Origin of the sequence: Polaribacter sp. (assembly GCF_036480315.1) — a bacterium.
GTDB lineage: Bacteria > Bacteroidota > Bacteroidia > Flavobacteriales > Flavobacteriaceae > Polaribacter.
This window is the reverse complement of record NZ_JAZGGG010000066.1, coordinates 45,400-63,637: the sequence shown is the minus strand read 5'-3', so window position 1 is coordinate 63,637 and position 18,238 is coordinate 45,400. Positions and strand designations below refer to the sequence as shown.

Annotated in this window: 13 protein-coding genes; 3 read left to right on the top strand and 10 right to left on the bottom strand. The window is 29.1% G+C overall.

Annotated features, from left to right (window positions below; all coding sequences use genetic code 11):
- Positions 1-52: 52 nt before the first annotated feature.
- From V3V28_RS14065 to porU, 7 genes are all read right to left on the bottom strand, one after another.
- Complete coding sequence (locus tag V3V28_RS14065; protein ID WP_331365649.1) at positions 53-1,669, bottom strand: LysM peptidoglycan-binding domain-containing protein; 1,617 nt, start codon at positions 1,667-1,669, stop codon at positions 53-55.
- Positions 1,660-3,195 (bottom strand): glutamine-hydrolyzing GMP synthase, encoded by a 1,536-nt coding sequence (gene guaA, locus V3V28_RS14060; RefSeq protein WP_331365648.1) that lies wholly within the window; start codon positions 3,193-3,195, stop codon positions 1,660-1,662. The genes V3V28_RS14065 and guaA overlap by 10 nt, the downstream gene beginning before the upstream one ends.
- Before the next feature lie 101 nt (positions 3,196-3,296).
- Complete coding sequence (locus tag V3V28_RS14055) at positions 3,297-4,361, bottom strand: 3-oxoacyl-ACP synthase III family protein (RefSeq protein ID WP_331365647.1); 1,065 nt, start codon at positions 4,359-4,361, stop codon at positions 3,297-3,299.
- A gap of 122 nt (positions 4,362-4,483) precedes the next feature.
- Entirely contained in the window at positions 4,484-4,867 is a 384-nt protein-coding gene (locus tag V3V28_RS14050; protein ID WP_331365646.1) for a group III truncated hemoglobin, read from the bottom strand.
- An 88-nt stretch (positions 4,868-4,955) separates the two neighbouring features.
- Entirely contained in the window at positions 4,956-5,438 is a 483-nt protein-coding gene (gene cdd, locus V3V28_RS14045; protein ID WP_331365645.1) for a cytidine deaminase, read from the bottom strand.
- An 80-nt stretch (positions 5,439-5,518) separates the two neighbouring features.
- Complete coding sequence (gene porV, locus V3V28_RS14040; RefSeq protein ID WP_331365644.1) at positions 5,519-6,655, bottom strand: type IX secretion system outer membrane channel protein PorV; 1,137 nt, start codon at positions 6,653-6,655, stop codon at positions 5,519-5,521.
- A 38-nt stretch (positions 6,656-6,693) separates the two neighbouring features.
- Positions 6,694-10,089 (bottom strand): type IX secretion system sortase PorU, encoded by a 3,396-nt coding sequence (gene porU / locus V3V28_RS14035; RefSeq protein ID WP_331365643.1) that lies wholly within the window; start codon positions 10,087-10,089, stop codon positions 6,694-6,696.
- Positions 10,090-10,288: 199 nt separating this feature from the next.
- Here porU and gldJ point away from each other — a divergent pair, with 199 nt between their 5' ends.
- The gene (gene gldJ, locus V3V28_RS14030) at positions 10,289-11,953 is read left to right on the top strand and encodes a gliding motility lipoprotein GldJ (protein WP_331365642.1); all 1,665 of its coding nucleotides are present in this window, start codon (positions 10,289-10,291) and stop codon (positions 11,951-11,953) included.
- 69 nt (positions 11,954-12,022) lie between these two features.
- Positions 12,023-13,279, top strand: a complete 1,257-nt coding sequence (locus tag V3V28_RS14025; protein ID WP_331365641.1) for a UDP-N-acetylmuramoyl-tripeptide--D-alanyl-D-alanine ligase — start codon at positions 12,023-12,025, stop codon at positions 13,277-13,279.
- Here V3V28_RS14025 and V3V28_RS14020 read toward each other — a convergent pair.
- Positions 13,272-14,123, bottom strand: coding sequence for an N-acetylglucosamine kinase (locus tag V3V28_RS14020; protein WP_331365640.1), 852 nt, complete (start codon positions 14,121-14,123; stop codon positions 13,272-13,274). The two genes, V3V28_RS14025 and V3V28_RS14020, sit on opposite strands and share 8 nt — an antisense overlap.
- 118 nt (positions 14,124-14,241) lie before the next feature.
- Here V3V28_RS14020 and V3V28_RS14015 point away from each other — a divergent pair, with 118 nt between their 5' ends.
- Positions 14,242-14,979, top strand: coding sequence for a tyrosine-protein phosphatase (locus tag V3V28_RS14015; RefSeq protein ID WP_331365639.1), 738 nt, complete (start codon positions 14,242-14,244; stop codon positions 14,977-14,979).
- 56 nt (positions 14,980-15,035) lie between these two features.
- On the opposite strand, the gene V3V28_RS14010 is transcribed toward V3V28_RS14015, so the two are convergent.
- On the bottom strand, positions 15,036-17,420 hold the full coding sequence (locus V3V28_RS14010) for a GumC family protein (protein WP_331365638.1): 2,385 nt from the start codon (positions 17,418-17,420) through the stop codon (positions 15,036-15,038).
- Positions 17,421-17,426: 6 nt separating this feature from the next.
- Positions 17,427-18,212: a polysaccharide biosynthesis/export family protein gene (locus V3V28_RS14005; protein WP_331365637.1), complete on the bottom strand. Its 786-nt coding sequence runs from the start codon at positions 18,210-18,212 to the stop codon at positions 17,427-17,429.
- Between the last annotated feature and the right edge of the window lie 26 nt (positions 18,213-18,238).

Here is an 18,238-nt window from a genome sequence, read left to right as displayed (position 1 = left end):
AAAAAATCCGCTTTTCAGCGGATTTTTTAGTTTATATATTTAAAATCTATAATTACTTTAGCCTTGTTAAGCTTAAATCATTATTGTATTGTACTATGAACAAGCCTTTGTTTTCAGTTATACCTAAAAGCTTTTTATTATAATCGAATTTAGACTCTACTCTATACGAAGCTCCTTCATTAAAAGTTGCTGTAAGTTTTTCTCCTGATGCCAATCTAATTAAAATATCATAAGTGATATCAAAACCCTTTGTAGCATAAAAAGAAGGCAATGCTTTATTTTTACTATAATATTGTTGGTTAAATAATTGAGTTGTATGAGATGCTTCATCTACATATTCATCACTTACATAAGTAAAACCAATTTTAGCTAGTTTTAAGTTATCTATTCTATCAAAAGCTTTTCCTTTGTCAGCAGTAAAAACCTTAACTTTTGTTGAGTCTGGTAAACTTATTAAACTATTTAAAGCATCTGCAACCATAACATTGTCATTGGTCGTTAATACTATCCAATTTTTCTGGTTTGGTTTTAATATTTTTAAAAAACGTTCTTTATTTATATAACCATTGTTTGGTTTTAATAAATGGACTTTAGAGATAGAATCATGCGCTTCTAAAGACTGAATAATCTTACTACTAGATATGTTTGAACTGGATTTACCATCACCGACAATTATCAAATTTCCTTTTTTGAAATTCTCTTTAATAAAAGAAACTAACTCCTCTCTAAAAACTTCTTTTTCTGGAGTAGTTTTTATCAATTTAGAAGATGAAAAATTAGACTGTTTTTTTGAATAAACAGGAAATACAACTGGTACTTTTACTTTATCAGCTACTATTTCTGCTTCTTCAGAATATAAAGGGCCAATAATTACATCATTACTGTTTAAATCATTTTCTGAAAGAATCTGTCTTATTTTAGTGCTATTTTTTTGAGTATCAAAAACATTTAATTCAATCTTAACCCCTTGTTTTCTTAAAGAATCTACGGCAATTTCTGCCCCTAAATAAAAATCTGTTACATAATTTGCTAAAGCACTCTTGTTAAATATATTTTTATGAGAAATAGAATCAAATTCATTTGCTTTAAAAGGTAATAGCATAGCTACTTTTAATGAAATATCTTCTTCAATAAAATCTTCATAAATAGAATTCTCTACAACTTCTCCTTCTTCAATTGCTTTAATCTTTATTACTTGACCTGTTTTTAATCCTTCAGATAATTCAGGATTTAAAACAATTAATTCTTCTTGAGAAACATTATAAAAACGAGTTAGGCTGTAAAAAGTATCTCCTTTTTTCACTTCATAAATAACAAAGTCCTTTTTTAGATCTACTAAAAGAGTGTCATTAATCTCTTTTTCTGTATTATTTACCACCTCATCTACTACTTCATCAGTAACTATTGTTTTTACCGTTTTATCAGTAGTGATCATTTTTTTATTAGGAACAACAATTACAGTATTTGCATTTGGTTTTCTACTAACATCAGGATTTAAACGAAGTAAATCTCGAGTTTTCATATCCAAATTTTTGGCAATGGTACGCATTGTTTCGCCTTCCTTTACCTTATACTCTATGTACTTTTTCTGTTGTCCACAGGAAACTGTAAACGTTAAAATACACAGAAAAACAAAAAACTTTAAATGTTTCATATATTCTATTCCCATTCTATTGTTGCGGGTGGTTTTGAGCTAATATCATATACAACTCTATTTACACCTTTTACATTATTTATAATTTTATTAGACGTTTTCTGCAGAAATTCATAAGGTAAATTTACCCAATCTGCAGTCATCCCATCTGTACTTTCTACTGCTCTTAAAGCAACTACTTTTTCATACGTTCTTTCGTCTCCCATTACCCCTACAGAGTTTACAGGAAGTAACATTGCGCCAGCTTGCCAAACTTTATCATATAAACCATCTTCTCTTAATCCATTGATAAAGATAGCATCTACTTCTTGCAAAATACGAACTTTTTCTGGAGTAACATCTCCTAATATCCTGATAGCCAAACCTGGACCAGGGAAAGGATGACGTCCTAACAACTCTTTATCAATTCCCATAGAAGCGCCTACTCTTCTAACTTCATCTTTAAAAATCATACGTAATGGTTCTACAATTTTTAATTTCATAAAATCTGGTAAACCACCAACATTATGATGACTTTTAATTGTTGCAGATGGACCACCATTTACAGAAACTGACTCAATTACATCTGGATATATTGTTCCTTGCGCCAACCATTTTACATCTTTAATTTGATGCGCTTCATCATCAAAGACTTCTATAAATGCATTACCAATTGCTTTTCTTTTCTTCTCTGGATCAGATAAACCTGCCAAAGCAGTTAAAAAACGTTCAGATGCATCTACACCCTTAACGTTTAAACCCATTCCTTCGTATTGAGTAAGTACACTTTCGAACTCATTTTTTCTTAAGAGACCGTTATTTACAAAAATACAGTACAAGTTTTCTCCAATTGCTTTGTTTAATAAAACTGCTGCAACTGTAGAGTCTACACCTCCAGAAAGCCCTAAAACAACTTTATCATTCCCTACTTTTTCTTTAATTTCTTTAACCGTTTCATCTACAAAAGAATCTGGTGTAAAGGTTTGAGCAACTTTAGCAATTTTCACTAAAAAGTTCTCTAATAATTGTTTTCCGTCTGTAGAATGATATACTTCTGGGTGAAACTGAATTGCAAAAGTATCTTCTCCTTCAATTTTATATGCGGCATTTTGTACATCTTTTGTACTTGCTAAAAGCGTGCCATTTGTTGGTAAATCTTTAATTGTATCTGAATGACTCATCCAAACTTGACTTCCTTCAGAAATATTTTCAAAGAAAGTTTCACCACTTTTTATAAATGATAGATTTGCTCTACCATATTCTCTTGTGTTTGATGGTGCTACTTTTCCGCCAGAAAAATGGGCTAAATACTGCGCTCCATAACAAACAGCCAAAACAGGCTTTGTACCTCTAATTTCTGATAAATCTGGATGTAAAACATTTTCTCCTCTTACCGAATTTGGGCTTCCTGATAAGATAACCGCTTTAAATTCTGATAAATTTTGTGGTGGTTTGTTATATGGGTGAATTTCACAATAAATGTTTAATTCTCTTACTCTTCTTGCAATTAGTTGTGTGTATTGCGATCCAAAATCTAAAATAAGTACGTGGTGTTGTTGCATGCGCAAAAATACTATTTCAGATTAAATTTTTATACTGAAAATGAGGTTTTTTTACGATTAATTAGAATTCGTAGTTAATGCGAAGTAATTCGTATAAAAAATTAGTATTTATATACGATTGCATTGATATTCATACCTGCTCCTACAGAAGCAAACATAATTATATCACCTTTATTTACTTGATGATTTTCAACTTTACCTTTTAATACCAAATCTAACAAAGTAGGTACAGTTGCTACTGAACTATTCCCTAATTTATGAATACTCATAGGCATAATATTTTCTGGCGATTTTTGCTTATATAACCTATAGAAGCGCTTTACAATAGCTTCGTCCATTTTTTCATTTGCTTGATGAATGAAAATTTTCTTAACATCATCTATTCCAACTCCACTTTTGTCTAAAGCAATTTTCATTGCCGCAGGAACTTTTGTAATAGCAAATTCATAAATTTTTCTTCCTAACATTTTTATATAACGAACATTTTCATCTTCTTCTTTATTAAAAGACTTTCCGAAATACAAATAATTAGCTTCTACTTTAGAGAAAGTTTGTGTTGCATGACTTATAATTCCTGAATCTGCTTCGTTAGTTTGCTCAACAATACAAGCTCCTGCTCCATCACTAAAAATCATTGAATCTCTATCGTGCTTGTCAATAACTCTAGACAAAGTTTCTGCGCCAATTACCAAACATTTTTTTGCAATTCCTGCTTTTATAAATGCTTGCGCTTGTATAACTCCTTCTACCCAACCAGGACAACCAAAAAGAATGTCATAAGCGACACAATTAGGGTTTTCTACACCTAATTTATATTTTACCCTAGTAGCTATACTTGGTAGTATATCACTTTGGATAGTTCCTTGTTTTACATCTCCAAAATTATGAGCTACAATAATGTAATCTAATTCTTCTGGATTTACTTTTGAATCTTCTATAGCTTTCTGCGATGCAAAAAAAGCCAAATCTGAAGTTGTATATTCTGGTTTAGCATAACGTCTTTCTTCAATACCTGTAATGGTTTTGAATTTGTCTATAATTATATCATTTTCTGATGAAAAAGTAGAGCCATCTTCATTTAAAAAATGTTCATTTTCAAATGCTGCATTTTCCTTTTTTAAAGATGGAATATAAGTACCTGTTCCTGTAATTTTAGATAAAATCATATTGTAGATTATATTATAAAACAAAAATAACAAAATAAATCTGCATTAATTTACTATGCACGCATAACAATGGGAAACTCAAAATAGGTTCAGTAGCAATTTCGATTTTTAAAATAGAGAAGTTATTTTTTAAAAACATTCATTTTTAGTTGCATTACAGTAGCTATAGAGGTCGCTCTATTTTTCATGTTGTGTGCAATTATCCCACTAAAGTTAGCGTCAATAGTTTGAAATAAATACGATGTCCAAATTGCAAAATGTTCTTTTTCGAACTTTATAAAAGCATTTTTATCTATGTGTTTTTGCATGGTATTGTTCTTATAAGTAGTTGTATCAAACAAAATATCATTCCAAAAATCTGTAATAATTTCTAAATGTTCTTCTAAATGATTTTGCGCAACAATGTCCTCAAAAAAAGGAATCATTTTTTTATCTACTAATAATAGATCGTAAAATTTAGTGATGATTCGTTTTAAGTCTTTTCGTGAAGAAATATCTGGTTTCATAATTAATTTCTAATTTTTCACTACCAATTCATGAATTTTTGAATTATGAGGTTCCTCCTCATTCTTGGTTCGGAATGACAGCTTACCTCTATAAATAAGAACTATCAAAAGAAAAAGGCAATAAAGAAAGTAAGGACTCTGTTTTTACAATCTCGCCAACTTCACCCATAAAAATTACTGGAAAAGGTTGTTTTTGATTAATTTCATATTCAGACAGTGTTTGTCTACAAGCTCCACAAGGGCCTACAGGTTTATCAACTTTAGAAATTAAAGAACTTGCAGATATTGCTAATTTTTTGATTTTTACTCCAGGAAAACTAGATCCGGCTTTCCAAATAGCAACTCTTTCTGCACACATTCCGGATGGATATGCAGCACTTTCTTGGTTATTTCCTAAAACAATTTCATTATTCTCTAGTAACAAAGCTGCACCTACATTAAATTTAGAATATGGTGCATATGCTGTTTTTCTAATTTCGATTGCTTTATCCATCAACACTTTATCTTCTGAAGAAAGTTCTGTAATATCTTTAAAGATGGTTGCTGATGCTGAAAATTCAATTTTTCTCATAAAAGTATTTTAGTCAAAAAAAGCAGTCTGTAGTTGACTGCTTTTTAATATTTTATAAACTTACTAAATTTTAATGACTTCTAATAATCTTCATAAACCTCGCCTAAATCAAACGATAAAGAAAAACGAAGTGAGTTTTCTAAAGGATTGTTTACATCAGAAGCATTAATTAAATACGATAAATCAATATTTAAAGCGTTGGTTTTAAAACCACCACCTAATGTAAAGAATTGTCTATTTCCTTTCGTTTCACTTTCGTGAAAATATCCTGCACGTAATGCAAATGCATTGTTGTATAAATATTCTGCACCTAAAGCGTACGTAAATTCTTTTATTTCTTCGCTAAATCCGCCTTCTGCATCACCAAAAGAGCTAAACATACCTTCAATCCATCCTTTTGTTTGGTCTGATCCATCTGTTTGTGGACTTGGAACTAAAAGTTTTGTAAATTCAATATTAGTTGAAATAATATTGTAATCGTCTAAAATAAAATCGAAACCACCACCTAATTTTAAGTTGGTTGGTATAAAATCGTTTTGATCAGTTCCCGGAACATAAGAAACTTTTGGACCTATATTAGCAATATTGAAACCCAATCTATAACGCCCGTTAAAGTTTCCGTAATTTTCTTCTAAAGATTGATAATAACCAGAAACATCTACACCAAAAGAACCTATTGGTTTTAAATTACCAAAAACTCCTGTAAGAGTTAAGTTAGAACGTAAATATTTTAAAGAAACTCCCATAGAGAATGTTTCACTTAACTTTAATGCATAAGAACCTGTAAATGCCAATTCATTCGGGTTAATTGTTCCGTTTGATAAACCGTTTTTATCTGTTAAATCTATTTGCCCCAAAGAAAAATATTTTAAATCTGCTCCCCAAGCTGCGTTTTCACTAAAACGGTTCATGTATGTTAAACTTCCAGTAAAAATATCGTCCGTTAAATTACGTAACCAAGGAGAATAGGTAATACCCGCTTTTACTTGTCTATTACTAAATGCCATTTTAGATGGATTGTGAAACAAAGAAAAAGCATCTGCAGAAGTTGCTACCCCCATATCACCCATTCCACCAGCTCTTGCATCTGGTATTATTAATAGAAATGGCATTGCAGTTGTAATTCCGCCAATCTGTCTAGTATCTATTTCTGTTTGCGCATTCATTTTTGCAAATCCAAAAATGCAAATTAGTATACAAATCCCTGTTTTTTTCATCCTCTTTTCTTCTTATTTATATTGTAAATATGTAACTTTTATTGGAGTATTACTAATTTTTCATACTTTTCTGAAACCAAATTACTAATTGTTGATTTTACTTTTAATTTATATATATAGACTCCTTTACCTATTTTATTTCCAAAATCGTCTAAACCGTTCCAATTAATATTTCTTGATAAATTACCCGTTGTCTGTACATTTTGGTTGATTGTTTTTACTAATTTACCAGAAACTGTAAAAACTTGCACTTGAACTTCTAATGGTTCGTTTGGTTTATTATGATTGAACCAAAACTCGGTGTAATTTACAAAAGGATTTGGGTAATTTAAAACATTTTCTAAATTTAATATGGCATCACTAACAACCACGAAGTTTAACGTTGCTTCAGAGGAATTATTGTAAGTGTCCCAAGCTTTTAATTTTAATGTGTGAGGACCAACTTCTAAATCTCGCAACTTGTAATTTACTTTTCCTTTGGTAAAATCATTTAATTCTGTTTGATAAAAATCATTTAAAATTATTGGGTTTGTTGTATCTCCATCTAAAACACCAACAATATCATGATCTACCGCAGTAATAGAAGTGTTAATTCCGCTTGCATCAGATAAAACTGCAATTAAATTAGGAGATGCATTAGTATTTCCTCCATCAATAAAAGACTCATCATTCATAAATAGTTTTATTTCTGGGCCTAAAGTATCTTCTGGTGCATTTTCATTTATACCACCAACAACTACATCAAAGTTATAACCTGCTTTATCAGTTTCACCATTTTCAGCATAAAAGCTCAATTTTCCTTTTCCATAGGCAATTTTAATATCTTTTGGAACAATAAAATCGAATTTAAAAACACCGTTTTCTATGGTAGATTTACCTCTAAATAATTTACTATCTTGTGTGTCAAACGTCATTTTAATTCCGAATCCATCATTATCTAAAGTTGTTTTATCTAAAGATTTGTCAAAAACGGTAGTTGACAAAGAACCATTAAAATCTGTTAAAATCACATCTGAATTATCTACCACAACACCTTCAAAACTGACTTTAGAAAGTGCTTTTAACGTATCTAAAGATTGTGTAATATCTTTATCGTTCATTTTAGTAATACGAACATTTGCTTCTGGAACCGCTAGTTTCATTGCAGGATCTCCGAATGAATAAATAAAGAATTTCTGCGTATTTGAAAACTGATTTTTCACTTTCACTAATGATTCTGCAATTGTTAAATCTTCATTATTAAATTCTAATAAAACTCTAATTAAGTCTTCATTAAAACTTTGTCCAACAGAAATAAAAACCTCTCTTGTTGTGGTAATCATACTTGCTGCTCCACCAGAATTATTCCACAATGTTAATTCTCCTGCAGTAATTCTATTTGGGTTATCGAATCTAGAAAAATCGCAAGTAACGGTAATTAAAAGCGGCAATGTATTTGGGTTGCTAAAATCTTGAATTTGAGGTTTTACTAAGATTCTTTCTGATGCAAAACCATCTTCACCTCCATGACCAAAGTAATCGAAAACTAAAGTTCCTTTTTCAATGGCGTTTGTAATTGCTGCATTTACTTGTGGGTAGCGTTCACCTCCAGAAGCATTTTCTTGTACATAAGCATCTGCATAAATTTTATTAATATTGAAAATTGGCTTGGTAACTTTAATTTCATCAGCAATAGATTCTACTCCTTGTTGTAAAACTTCTTCACCTACTTCATCTATATCATCTGCCAGTAAAGTAATTGTATTACGCCAATCGCCAATTGATTCTTTACTATAATAAGTAAGAATTTTATCTACAACGTCTTTTGCTTGTGTAATAGTAGAAACAGGAATTCTACTAGAAACAACATCGATTGTATGAGATGAAACCATGTTTCCTTCATTATCATCTAGCATAACAAAAAAATCGTCAGTAACATATGAACTTGCTAAATTAAAACTACTCTCGGATAGTTTTACGGGCACAATATTGTTGTTCCCAGAAATTCTGTCTTTATAATCGAAAGAAGCATCACCAAAAAAGCAAACATATTTTAATTTTTTGTCCGCAGATGAATTTGTGTTATAAACATTTTTGATAAAATCTCTGATACCAGTAATATCTTTAGACCCAGAAGAAAACTCGTTATAAATATCATCTAACTGTACCACTTTTGTAGTTAAATTAGAGTTATTTTGATGATAATCTGCTAATCTTTGAGCTTGATTTGATAGTTCAAAATTTGTAATTACAATATAATTGATATCTTTTAATGCATGTAAATTTTGATTTTCAACTTTTGAATTTTCAATTGTTTTAGGAATGTAAAAATCATTTTCATTTAAAACAATGTACTCTTTTAAAATTCCTGCAGCATCTTTAAAGCTAAAATCAGAAGCAGCATTTTCATTTACAATATTTGTAGGATTTATTGAATTGGTAACGTCCCAAATTTGAAAAACATTATTTGCGTTTTTTATTTGAAAACCTACAACTCCTGCTGTATTTGCTTGATCGAAACTTCTAAAAGAGAATTGTTTTCCATCTGCAACTAATTGTTTCTTTCCTATAATTTCAATAAAATCTAAAAATGTATTTGCTGATGGGTTTCCATTATTATTATATGTCATAGAAATATCTATAACATTAGAAGAGTTTACAACACTAGCCGTTCTTTCTGATGTATTTGCTTTTGTTAATGAAGATGGATTTACGGAACTAAATGTAAGATTATATAATTCCAAATTGTTTGCCTTAACATTTAAAGTCGTTGAAACGACAGAAGTAGAAACTCCTCTAACTCTAATTTTAACTTCCTCATTTGGAACTGCATTCGGAAAAAGTATTCTAAAATTCTGTGTATTTTCTATATTAAGATCTTCGTTAAAAAACCATTGTGTACCTGCAGATAAAATATTTTTCTCCTCTTTTTCATAAAAAGTAAAATCATCAAAATTGATAATTTGTGTTGTTGCACTTGCTGTTATTGGCGATTTGGGCTGAATCCTCTTTCCATTGTCATTAGTAACAGTTATAAAATAGTAGGCTTCTTCTGTATAAATATTTTGTCTATGTCTTGCTGTTCTGTTTGTGGCATCAATAGTCCAATCATGAGGTCCTTTAGCGTAAAAAAGAATAAAATCAGAATTATCAAATACACCATCACTTTCTCCATCTATATATATAGCATTCTCTTGTAAATCATCATATCTAAAATCTGAATTTAATGTTGGTAAAAGTGTGCCACCATTACCATAAACATGAATTTTTTTAGGATTTAACCCATTTGTAGAAATACCTATTTGTTGTAGAAGGTTTTTATCAATTTTAAAAACACCTGTTGTATCTACAGAAAACTTAAACCAATCTCCAGAAGATAGTACAGAATTGTTAACTTGAGAGAAAGTTAACTGCATAAAAAAGCTAAAAAAAAGTAGTAAAAAGAGTCTTTTCATAATCGTATTCAAATAACGCAAATTATTTGAAGATATTTTAGTACTAATAAAGATAAATTATACTAAATTTAAAAAGCAATCGTTTAATAATTTGTGAACTAAAAAAAGGAGCGTTAAAATTTATATTTTACTTGTTTGAATGTATAATTATTGTAAATTGCATCGCTATAACAAAACCCTAACACTTTTCAATTAGGAAATGAGAAACTTAATAAAAATATCTTTAGTTGTTTTAACAACTATACTTTTAACTAACTGTAATAGATCTACCTCTGGTAAATCTAAATTAACAGGTTTAGCTTTTAACGACCCTAACAATGGTAACTTCATAAGAGGTAATTCTTTTGAAGGGCAAAAACCGCCTTTAGGCATGGTTGCTGTTGAAGGTGGTTCATTTACAATGGGACAAGTTCAAGACGATGTAATGTTCGACTGGAACACTACACCAAAGAAAATGCACATCCGTTCATTTTTTATGGACGAAACTGAAGTTACAAATTCTGAATACTTTTTATATGTACAATATATGAAGCAAGTTTTCCCTCCTTCGGAAGAGAAATACAAGCATGTATATAGTTCAGTTCTGCCTGACACTTTGGTTTGGAGAAAAAGTTTAGGTAATACAGACATTTTATCTGACAATTATTTACGTCATCCAGCATATGCAGATTACCCTGTTGTAGGTGTAAGTTGGTTACAAGCAAACCAATATTGTAAATGGAGAACTGATGCGGTGAACTTACAAACTTTAATTGCAAAAGGTCATCTTAAAAATATTTTTAAAAATGATTCTATAAGAAACCATTTTGATACGGATGTATTTTTAGCAGATTCAGACAAATTGTTTGATGGAGATACTACCGTTTATAAAAGAGGAGTTGGAAGAACTGCTAGAGGTGCTAATAAAGGTAGTTTTCAAGGAAGAAAAATAACACAAGCAGATGGTATTTTAACTCAAAAATTTAGACTTCCAACTGAAGCTGAATGGGAATTTGCTGCAAAAGCAAATATCGAAAATAGAGAATACAACAATGTTAGAGGTAGAAAAAAATATGCTTGGAATGGTAAATACTCTAGAGAGAAGAATAAAAGGTTTAGAGGAGATCAATTAGCTAATTTTAAACAAGGTCAAGGTGAGTATAGTGGTTTATCTGGTTGGAGTTCTGATGGTTCTGATATACCAATTAGAGTAAAATCTTATCCTCCAAATGGGTTTGGATTATATGACATGTCTGGAAATGTTGCAGAATGGGTTGCAGATGTTTATAGACCAATTATAGATAATGAAGCAAATGATTTTAATTATTTTAGAGGAAACATCTTCACTAAAAAAATGATTAACGAAGAAGGTAAGGTTGTAATTGCTGGTGTTTCTGAAGGAGCTGAAGTAGAATATGATACTTTACCAAATGGAAAAATTATACCAAAACAAATTCCAGGTTCTGTTAAATACATTCCTATTACTAAAGATGATACTACCTTAAGAAGAAATTTTTCAGTGTCAGATAATACAGACATTACAGATGGAGATTTAAACTCATCTCGTTTTTACGAAGATGATGAGGATGAATTTGCATCTAAACCAAGTATGTATAACTCACCTAAAAGACCTACAAGAGAGACTGATGAGAACGGAAGAGAGGTTTTAGTTAATGATTCTAAAAAGAGAACAACTCTTATTAGTAATAGAACTAGAGTTTACAAAGGTGGTTCTTGGTCCGATAGAGAGTATTGGCTAGATCCTGCTCAAAGAAGATATTTACCAGAATATATGGCTACAAACTATATTGGTTTTAGATGCGTTACTGATAAAGTAGGACCAATGACTTATAAAAAGAGAAAAGCTAGAGGCGTTCGTAGATAAAATAAATCTTTCAAAAAAAAATATAACCTCATTGTTCTTTTTACAATGAGGTTTTTTTATATTTAAAAAATGGAAATTAATACACTTTATAATTTATATTCTCAACACTATTTAGTTGATACAGATACACGAAAAATTCGTAAGAGCACTGTGTTTTTTGCCTTAAAAGGAGATAATTTTAACGGTAATAAATTCGCGAAAAAAGCTTTAGAACTAGGTGCAAACTTTGCTATAGTAGATGAGAAAGAATACAAAACAAGTGCTAATATTATTTTAGTTGATAATGTTTTAAAAACATTACAAAAATTAGCAAATTACCATAGAAAACAATTAAAGCTGCCAATAATAGGTTTAACCGGTAGCAACGGAAAAACGACTACCAAAGAACTTATTAATACTGTTTTAAGTGCACAATACAATACAACGGCAACAATAGGAAATCTAAACAATCATATAGGTGTTCCACTTACATTGCTTTCTATGACGCCAGAAACTGAAATTGGTATTATAGAAATGGGTGCAAATCATCAAAAAGAAATTGATTTTCTCTGTAATATTTGTGAACCAGATTTTGGTTACATTACAAATTTTGGGAAAGCACATTTAGAAGGTTTTGGTAGTATTGAAGGTGTTATAAAAGGAAAAAGTGAGCTTTATAATTATATTAAAAATAATGATAAAATTGCTTTTATAAATATTGAAGATAAAATACAGGTTGAAAAATCAAAAAATTTAAAGCTTATTCCATTTTCTGAAACATTAAAATTTGTTGGAGTAAACCCGTTTGTTAAATTATCTTATAACTCAACTACAATTCAAAGTAATTTAATTGGTTCTTACAATTATACAAATATTGCCGCTGCAATTACTATTGGAAATTATTTTAAAGTTAGTTTAATTGATATAAAAAACGCTATTGAAGAATATGAATCTACAAATAATAGATCTCAAATTATAAAAAAAGAATCTAACCAAATTATTTTGGATGCTTACAATGCAAATCCCTCGAGTATGTTAGTAGCTTTAGAAAACTTCAAGAGTTTAAAGGATAAATATAAAACTATAATTCTTGGTGATATGTTTGAATTGGGTTCAAGTAGTTTAATTGAACATCAAGTAATTGTTGATTTAGCAACAGAATTAGATTTTGATAATATTTATTTTGTAGGTGAGAATTTTCATAAAACAAAGACAAATAAACATCAATTTAAAACTTATGATGACTTATTCCTTTTTATAAAAAATAATCCTCTAGAACATCAATCAATTTTAATTAAAGGCTCAAGAGGAATGCGTTTAGAACGAATATTAAAGTTAATTAATTAATATTGTTTTTATGATATTCTAATAAGTTATCAATTGGTCTTTTAATAACGTCAGTAATTTTTAAATTATTTTTTTTAGCAATTTTATCTAAAATATCTCTAAAATAATAAGCAATTGAACCAATAAAGTAAATTGGAGTTTCGGTAGTTTTATTATAAGGTAATATTCGATATTTAAAAAACTCCTGAAACCCTTTTTTAATAATTCTTTTAATATATGTATCTTCTTTAAATTCAAACATAAACTTCGCAAAAGATGCTAAATACATATTGGGGTTTGACTCTCTGTAAAGATTCTTTTTTATATAATCTGCATCTAAATTAAATTCTTTATCAAATTCTTTTGCAATTTTTTTTGGCATTTTTCCATAATAATAATCTATCAATAATTTTTTACCAAAATAATTACCACTAGCTTCATCCATTAAAATATACCCTAAAGACGGTACTAACATCTCCATACTAACTCCATTAAAATAACAACTATTAGAACCAGTTCCAAGAATACAAACTAAAGCTGGGTCTTTACCCGAAGCGGCATAAACAGCAGCTAACATATCTTCTGCAATAAATATTTTAGCATTTACAAAAATAGATTGTAAAATATTTTTTAAAATTTCAATTGGCTTTGGTGTACCACAACCAGCTCCATAAAAATGGATTTCTGTAACATCATCTTTTATACTCGTAAGCTGAAACATATTAATGATTCTGTTATGGAGTTCTTTCTCTGGAACAATAGCTGGATTCAAACCTAGTGTTGTTACTCTAAACTCTTCATTTTTATCATTGTTTAAAGCAATCCAATCTGCTTTTGTAGACCCCCCGTCTGCAATTAAAATCATAATTAAATATATTTTTACTCAAATATATTACAAGTAAACTGCATATACAAGAGTAGAATAAACTTCAATCGTTTTCGTTTGTATTAAAATATTGTAAATTTGTATAAAATAACTTTTAATGATTTTTTTCAAAAAAAAACAGATTCCTTTAACAGATTTTTTTCCGAAAGACTTTGTAGATATTCACTCTCATTTATTACCTGGCATTGATGATGGAGCAAAAAATTTAGATAATTCTATAGAAATGATTTCTAAAATGAGTTCTTATGGAATTAAGAATTTTATTACTACACCGCATATATTGGGTGATGTTTATCCAAATTCTTCAGAAACTATAAAGCAAAAATTAAAAGAAGTTAAAGACGAGTTAATAAAACGAAATATAAATGACATCTCTATAAGTGCAGCTGCAGAATATATGATGGACGAACAATTTTCCAAACGATTGGAAAATGATGATATTCTAACTTTAAAAGACAATTTTATACTTGTTGAAATGTCTTATTTTAGTGCGCCTATTAATTTGTTTGAAATTCTCTTTGAAATTCAATTAAAAGGGTATAAACCAATTTTAGCACATCCAGAAAGATATAATTTTTACCATAATAATTTTGAAGCCTATTACAAGTTGAAAAAAGCGGGGTGTTTGTTTCAGTTAAATTTACTTTCTTTAACTCCTCAATATGGAAAGCATGTTCAGAAAATTAGTAATCAGTTACTAAAGGAGAATATGTACGATTTTGTTGGTTCTGACACACATCATCTTAATCATTTAGAACTATTAAAAACTATTGGAAACAACAATAACTTAAAAAAGGTTAATGATTTATTAAATAATAACAAAAAATTTAAATAAAAAAAGAGCAACTTTATTTGCTCTTTTTTTATTTAAAATATGCAAATCTTCATATATTAAGAGAATATTTTTTTATACCAAGGTTTTTTCACTTCCTCTAGGTAACCGTAACCATAACCGTAACCGTAACCATAGCCATAACCTCTATTCATATCTGTATCATTTAAAACAACAGCCATGTTTGGTAATTTTTTTTCCAAATACAACGTTTGAGGAACAGCTAACATTCTTTTATCTAAATAATTAGCCCTTGCTACATACAAAAACATGTCTGCATATTTAGAGATCAATAAGGTATCAGTTACAAGATTTACTGGAGCAGTATCTACTATTATATAATCATAACCCTTTTTTACTTCATCAAATAACTCTTTAACTTTATCAGTTAAAAGCAATTCTGCGGGGTTTGGAGGAATTACACCAGACGCGATAATATCAAGACCTTTTATTTCTGGAATTGAAAACTTTACATCCTGTAAAGTAATATCATTATTAGTTATAAAATTGGTGATTCCTTTTCTTTCTGGTATACCTAAATATTCAGTAACCTTTGGAGCTCTTAGATCCATACCTAACAAAAGAACTTTCTTATTTGATAATGATAATGCAGCAGAAAGGTTAATAGATATAAAAGATTTTCCTTCACCACTTGTAGTGGAGGTAATAAATATAGTTTTACCTAATTTATTTTCAGATGATTTTGGAAGCATGAAGTCTAGATTCGTTCTAATTAATCTAAATGCTTCAGCTGTACTTGACCTTGAATCATTACCAATGACTATTTTTTCTTTTGTTTCAGAATGAGGAACATCACCCAAAAATGGTACATTCGTATATTCTTCAATATCTTTTCTTGAATGTATTTTAGTATCTAATAAGTTTTTAACATAGATAATAATAAACGGTATTATTAAACCTAATAAAATGGCCGCCAAATATATTATTGTTCTTTTAGGAGAAACGGGAACGTTTGAACCATAAGCAACATCAATAATTTTAGCATTAGCAACTGCAACTGCAAGTGATATAGCCGTTTCTTCTTTTTTCTTTAATAAATAAGAAAACAGTCCTGCTATAATTTCTTGCTGCCTTGCAATGTCTATAAAGCCTCTTTCCGTAAGAGGTATTGCCGCCTTTTTAAAACTTATTTTACTTTGTTCTCTTTTTAACGCCTTATATTGAAGTTCTAAAGAAGTAGTGAGGTTATTTAAATTTTGGTTTAAGTTTAATTTAAGATTAACAATTTGTTTTTGAAGTTCAATTAATTGAGGGTTTTTCTTACCCGCGTTTACAACTAATCTATTCCTATTCATTATAAGCTCATTATAATTACCTATCGATTCGGAAATACTGATATTATCAAAACCTAAATTCGCAGGTAATAAATCTCCGTTAATAGATTGCTTTTCTAAATTTTCTTTAACCCACTTTGCTATACTCAATTGAGTTTGAAGAGATAAAATACTCTCATGATTTCTAGATAAACTTTCTAAAATTAATTCCCCTTCATTAGTTACTCCTGTAAAACCAGTTTTACTCTTAAAATTTTTTATACTATCTTGAATTAAATTAAGTTCTCTTCCTACACTTCCAATACGGTCATCAATAAATTCTTTTGTTTTACGAGAAACTTCATTTTTATCATTAATTGCGTCAATATTATATTGTCTAACAAGTTCATTTAAAAAATCTTCAGCTTTTGTTCTTATTGGATCGTTTAAAGACAAGTTTATAACAGATGAATTTTTGTTAACTGTTGAAACACTCACTAGATACCTGTAACTACTAATAACTTTATATCTTGGAGTAATTTTTATTATTAATTCATAATCTTTAACTTCTTTATTTTGAGCATTCGTATTTTTTTGAATTTTAAAAGTTCCTAATTCAGAATTTAAGATTTCATCAAAACTTCCTTGGGATACAATATCTCCAATTTCATTCTTTAATTTTAAACGATTATTAGATACTAATATTGATATCAAGGTATCTTTCACTAAAAGATTTGGGTTTTTCTCAATAAAAACTAATTTAATAGGAGAACTTTTATAAATCTCTTTCACCTTAATCCTTCCTTGAATAAAATACGAAATATCAAAATTAAGGCTATCAATAACACTTCCGATAATCTTTCTAGATTTCAATATTTCAATTTCGTTATCAGTATTATTACTTGAACCTCCACCAACAATCCCTAAATCTTCAAAAGCAGCTAATTCAGCAGAAATCCCAGATTTATTATTATCTTTTATTAAAATAGAAGTTGAAGCTTTATACTTTGGTGTTGAGTAACGTAAATATATAAAAGCAAAAGCAATTGAGAGCATTACAAAAACAACAAACCATTTCCAATGAATTAAATACTTTTCTAATTCTTCACGAAGATTTAATGTATCATTCTGTGTTTGTAGAATATGAGAATTTATAGAATCTTTATTCATCGTAGCTTATCGAGTTAAAATAGTTATTAATGATATTAATATAGAACCTATAGAAATAAACAAACCGGTATTTTGATTGTAACTTGCTGATTGAGACGCAGCATAATTAGGTTCAATATAAACAACATCATTTTGCTGTAAATAATACACTGGAGAAATATTTATTTTATTAGACAATAGATTAACTCTGTACTGAACTTTTTTACCTTCTTCCTCTCGTTGAACCATAATATTATTACGCTGACCTGATATGTTTATATCACCTGCCAAAGCAATAGCTTCTATAATAGTAATTCTTTCGTTGGGTATTGTATAACTACCAGGTTTCCTAACATCTCCTATAACACTAATCTTATAATTTGCAATTCTAATATTAATATTCGGGTTTTTAATATAGTCCGGTTCCAGTTTATTTTTTAATAAATTAATAACGTCATCTCTAGATAAACCACCAACTTTCAATTCCCCTATAACTGGAAAATCAATTTCACCATTATTATCTACTAAATAATTTTGTTGCTGTGCAACACCAATTGCCGAATTTGACGTTGTCGAATAAGTAACAGCAGACAAGTTAAAAGGTTTAACAGCTTCAGCGTCTTGAGCTGTAATCGTAATTTGTAATAAATCATCAGGTTTGATAATCGTCTTGTAACTATTACTTACTTTAGACTGGTCTATTTCATCATTTTGAAAATAAACGATATTCTTTTTTGAAACACACGATGTAAAAAAAAGTAATAATAAGAAAACTCTAATAAAATATTGAGTTTTAATTTTAATCCTAATCATAATTATTTTATTTTGGCAAAAATACT

Coding starts and splice junctions, on each gene's coding strand:
- V3V28_RS14065 (WP_331365649.1), bottom strand. CDS start 1,669: ATGGGAATAGAATATATGAAACATTTAAAGTTTTTTGTTTTTCTGTGT.
- guaA (WP_331365648.1), bottom strand. CDS start 3,195: ATGCAACAACACCACGTACTTATTTTAGATTTTGGATCGCAATACACA.
- V3V28_RS14055 (WP_331365647.1), bottom strand. CDS start 4,361: ATGATTTTATCTAAAATTACAGGAACAGGTACTTATATTCCATCTTTA.
- V3V28_RS14050 (WP_331365646.1), bottom strand. CDS start 4,867: ATGAAACCAGATATTTCTTCACGAAAAGACTTAAAACGAATCATCACT.
- cdd (WP_331365645.1), bottom strand. CDS start 5,438: ATGAGAAAAATTGAATTTTCAGCATCAGCAACCATCTTTAAAGATATT.
- porV (WP_331365644.1), bottom strand. CDS start 6,655: ATGAAAAAAACAGGGATTTGTATACTAATTTGCATTTTTGGATTTGCA.
- porU (WP_331365643.1), bottom strand. CDS start 10,089: ATGAAAAGACTCTTTTTACTACTTTTTTTTAGCTTTTTTATGCAGTTA.
- gldJ (WP_331365642.1), top strand. CDS start 10,289: ATGAGAAACTTAATAAAAATATCTTTAGTTGTTTTAACAACTATACTT.
- V3V28_RS14025 (WP_331365641.1), top strand. CDS start 12,023: ATGGAAATTAATACACTTTATAATTTATATTCTCAACACTATTTAGTT.
- V3V28_RS14020 (WP_331365640.1), bottom strand. CDS start 14,123: ATGATTTTAATTGCAGACGGGGGGTCTACAAAAGCAGATTGGATTGCT.
- V3V28_RS14015 (WP_331365639.1), top strand. CDS start 14,242: ATGATTTTTTTCAAAAAAAAACAGATTCCTTTAACAGATTTTTTTCCG.
- V3V28_RS14010 (WP_331365638.1), bottom strand. CDS start 17,420: ATGAATAAAGATTCTATAAATTCTCATATTCTACAAACACAGAATGAT.
- V3V28_RS14005 (WP_331365637.1), bottom strand. CDS start 18,212: ATGATTAGGATTAAAATTAAAACTCAATATTTTATTAGAGTTTTCTTA.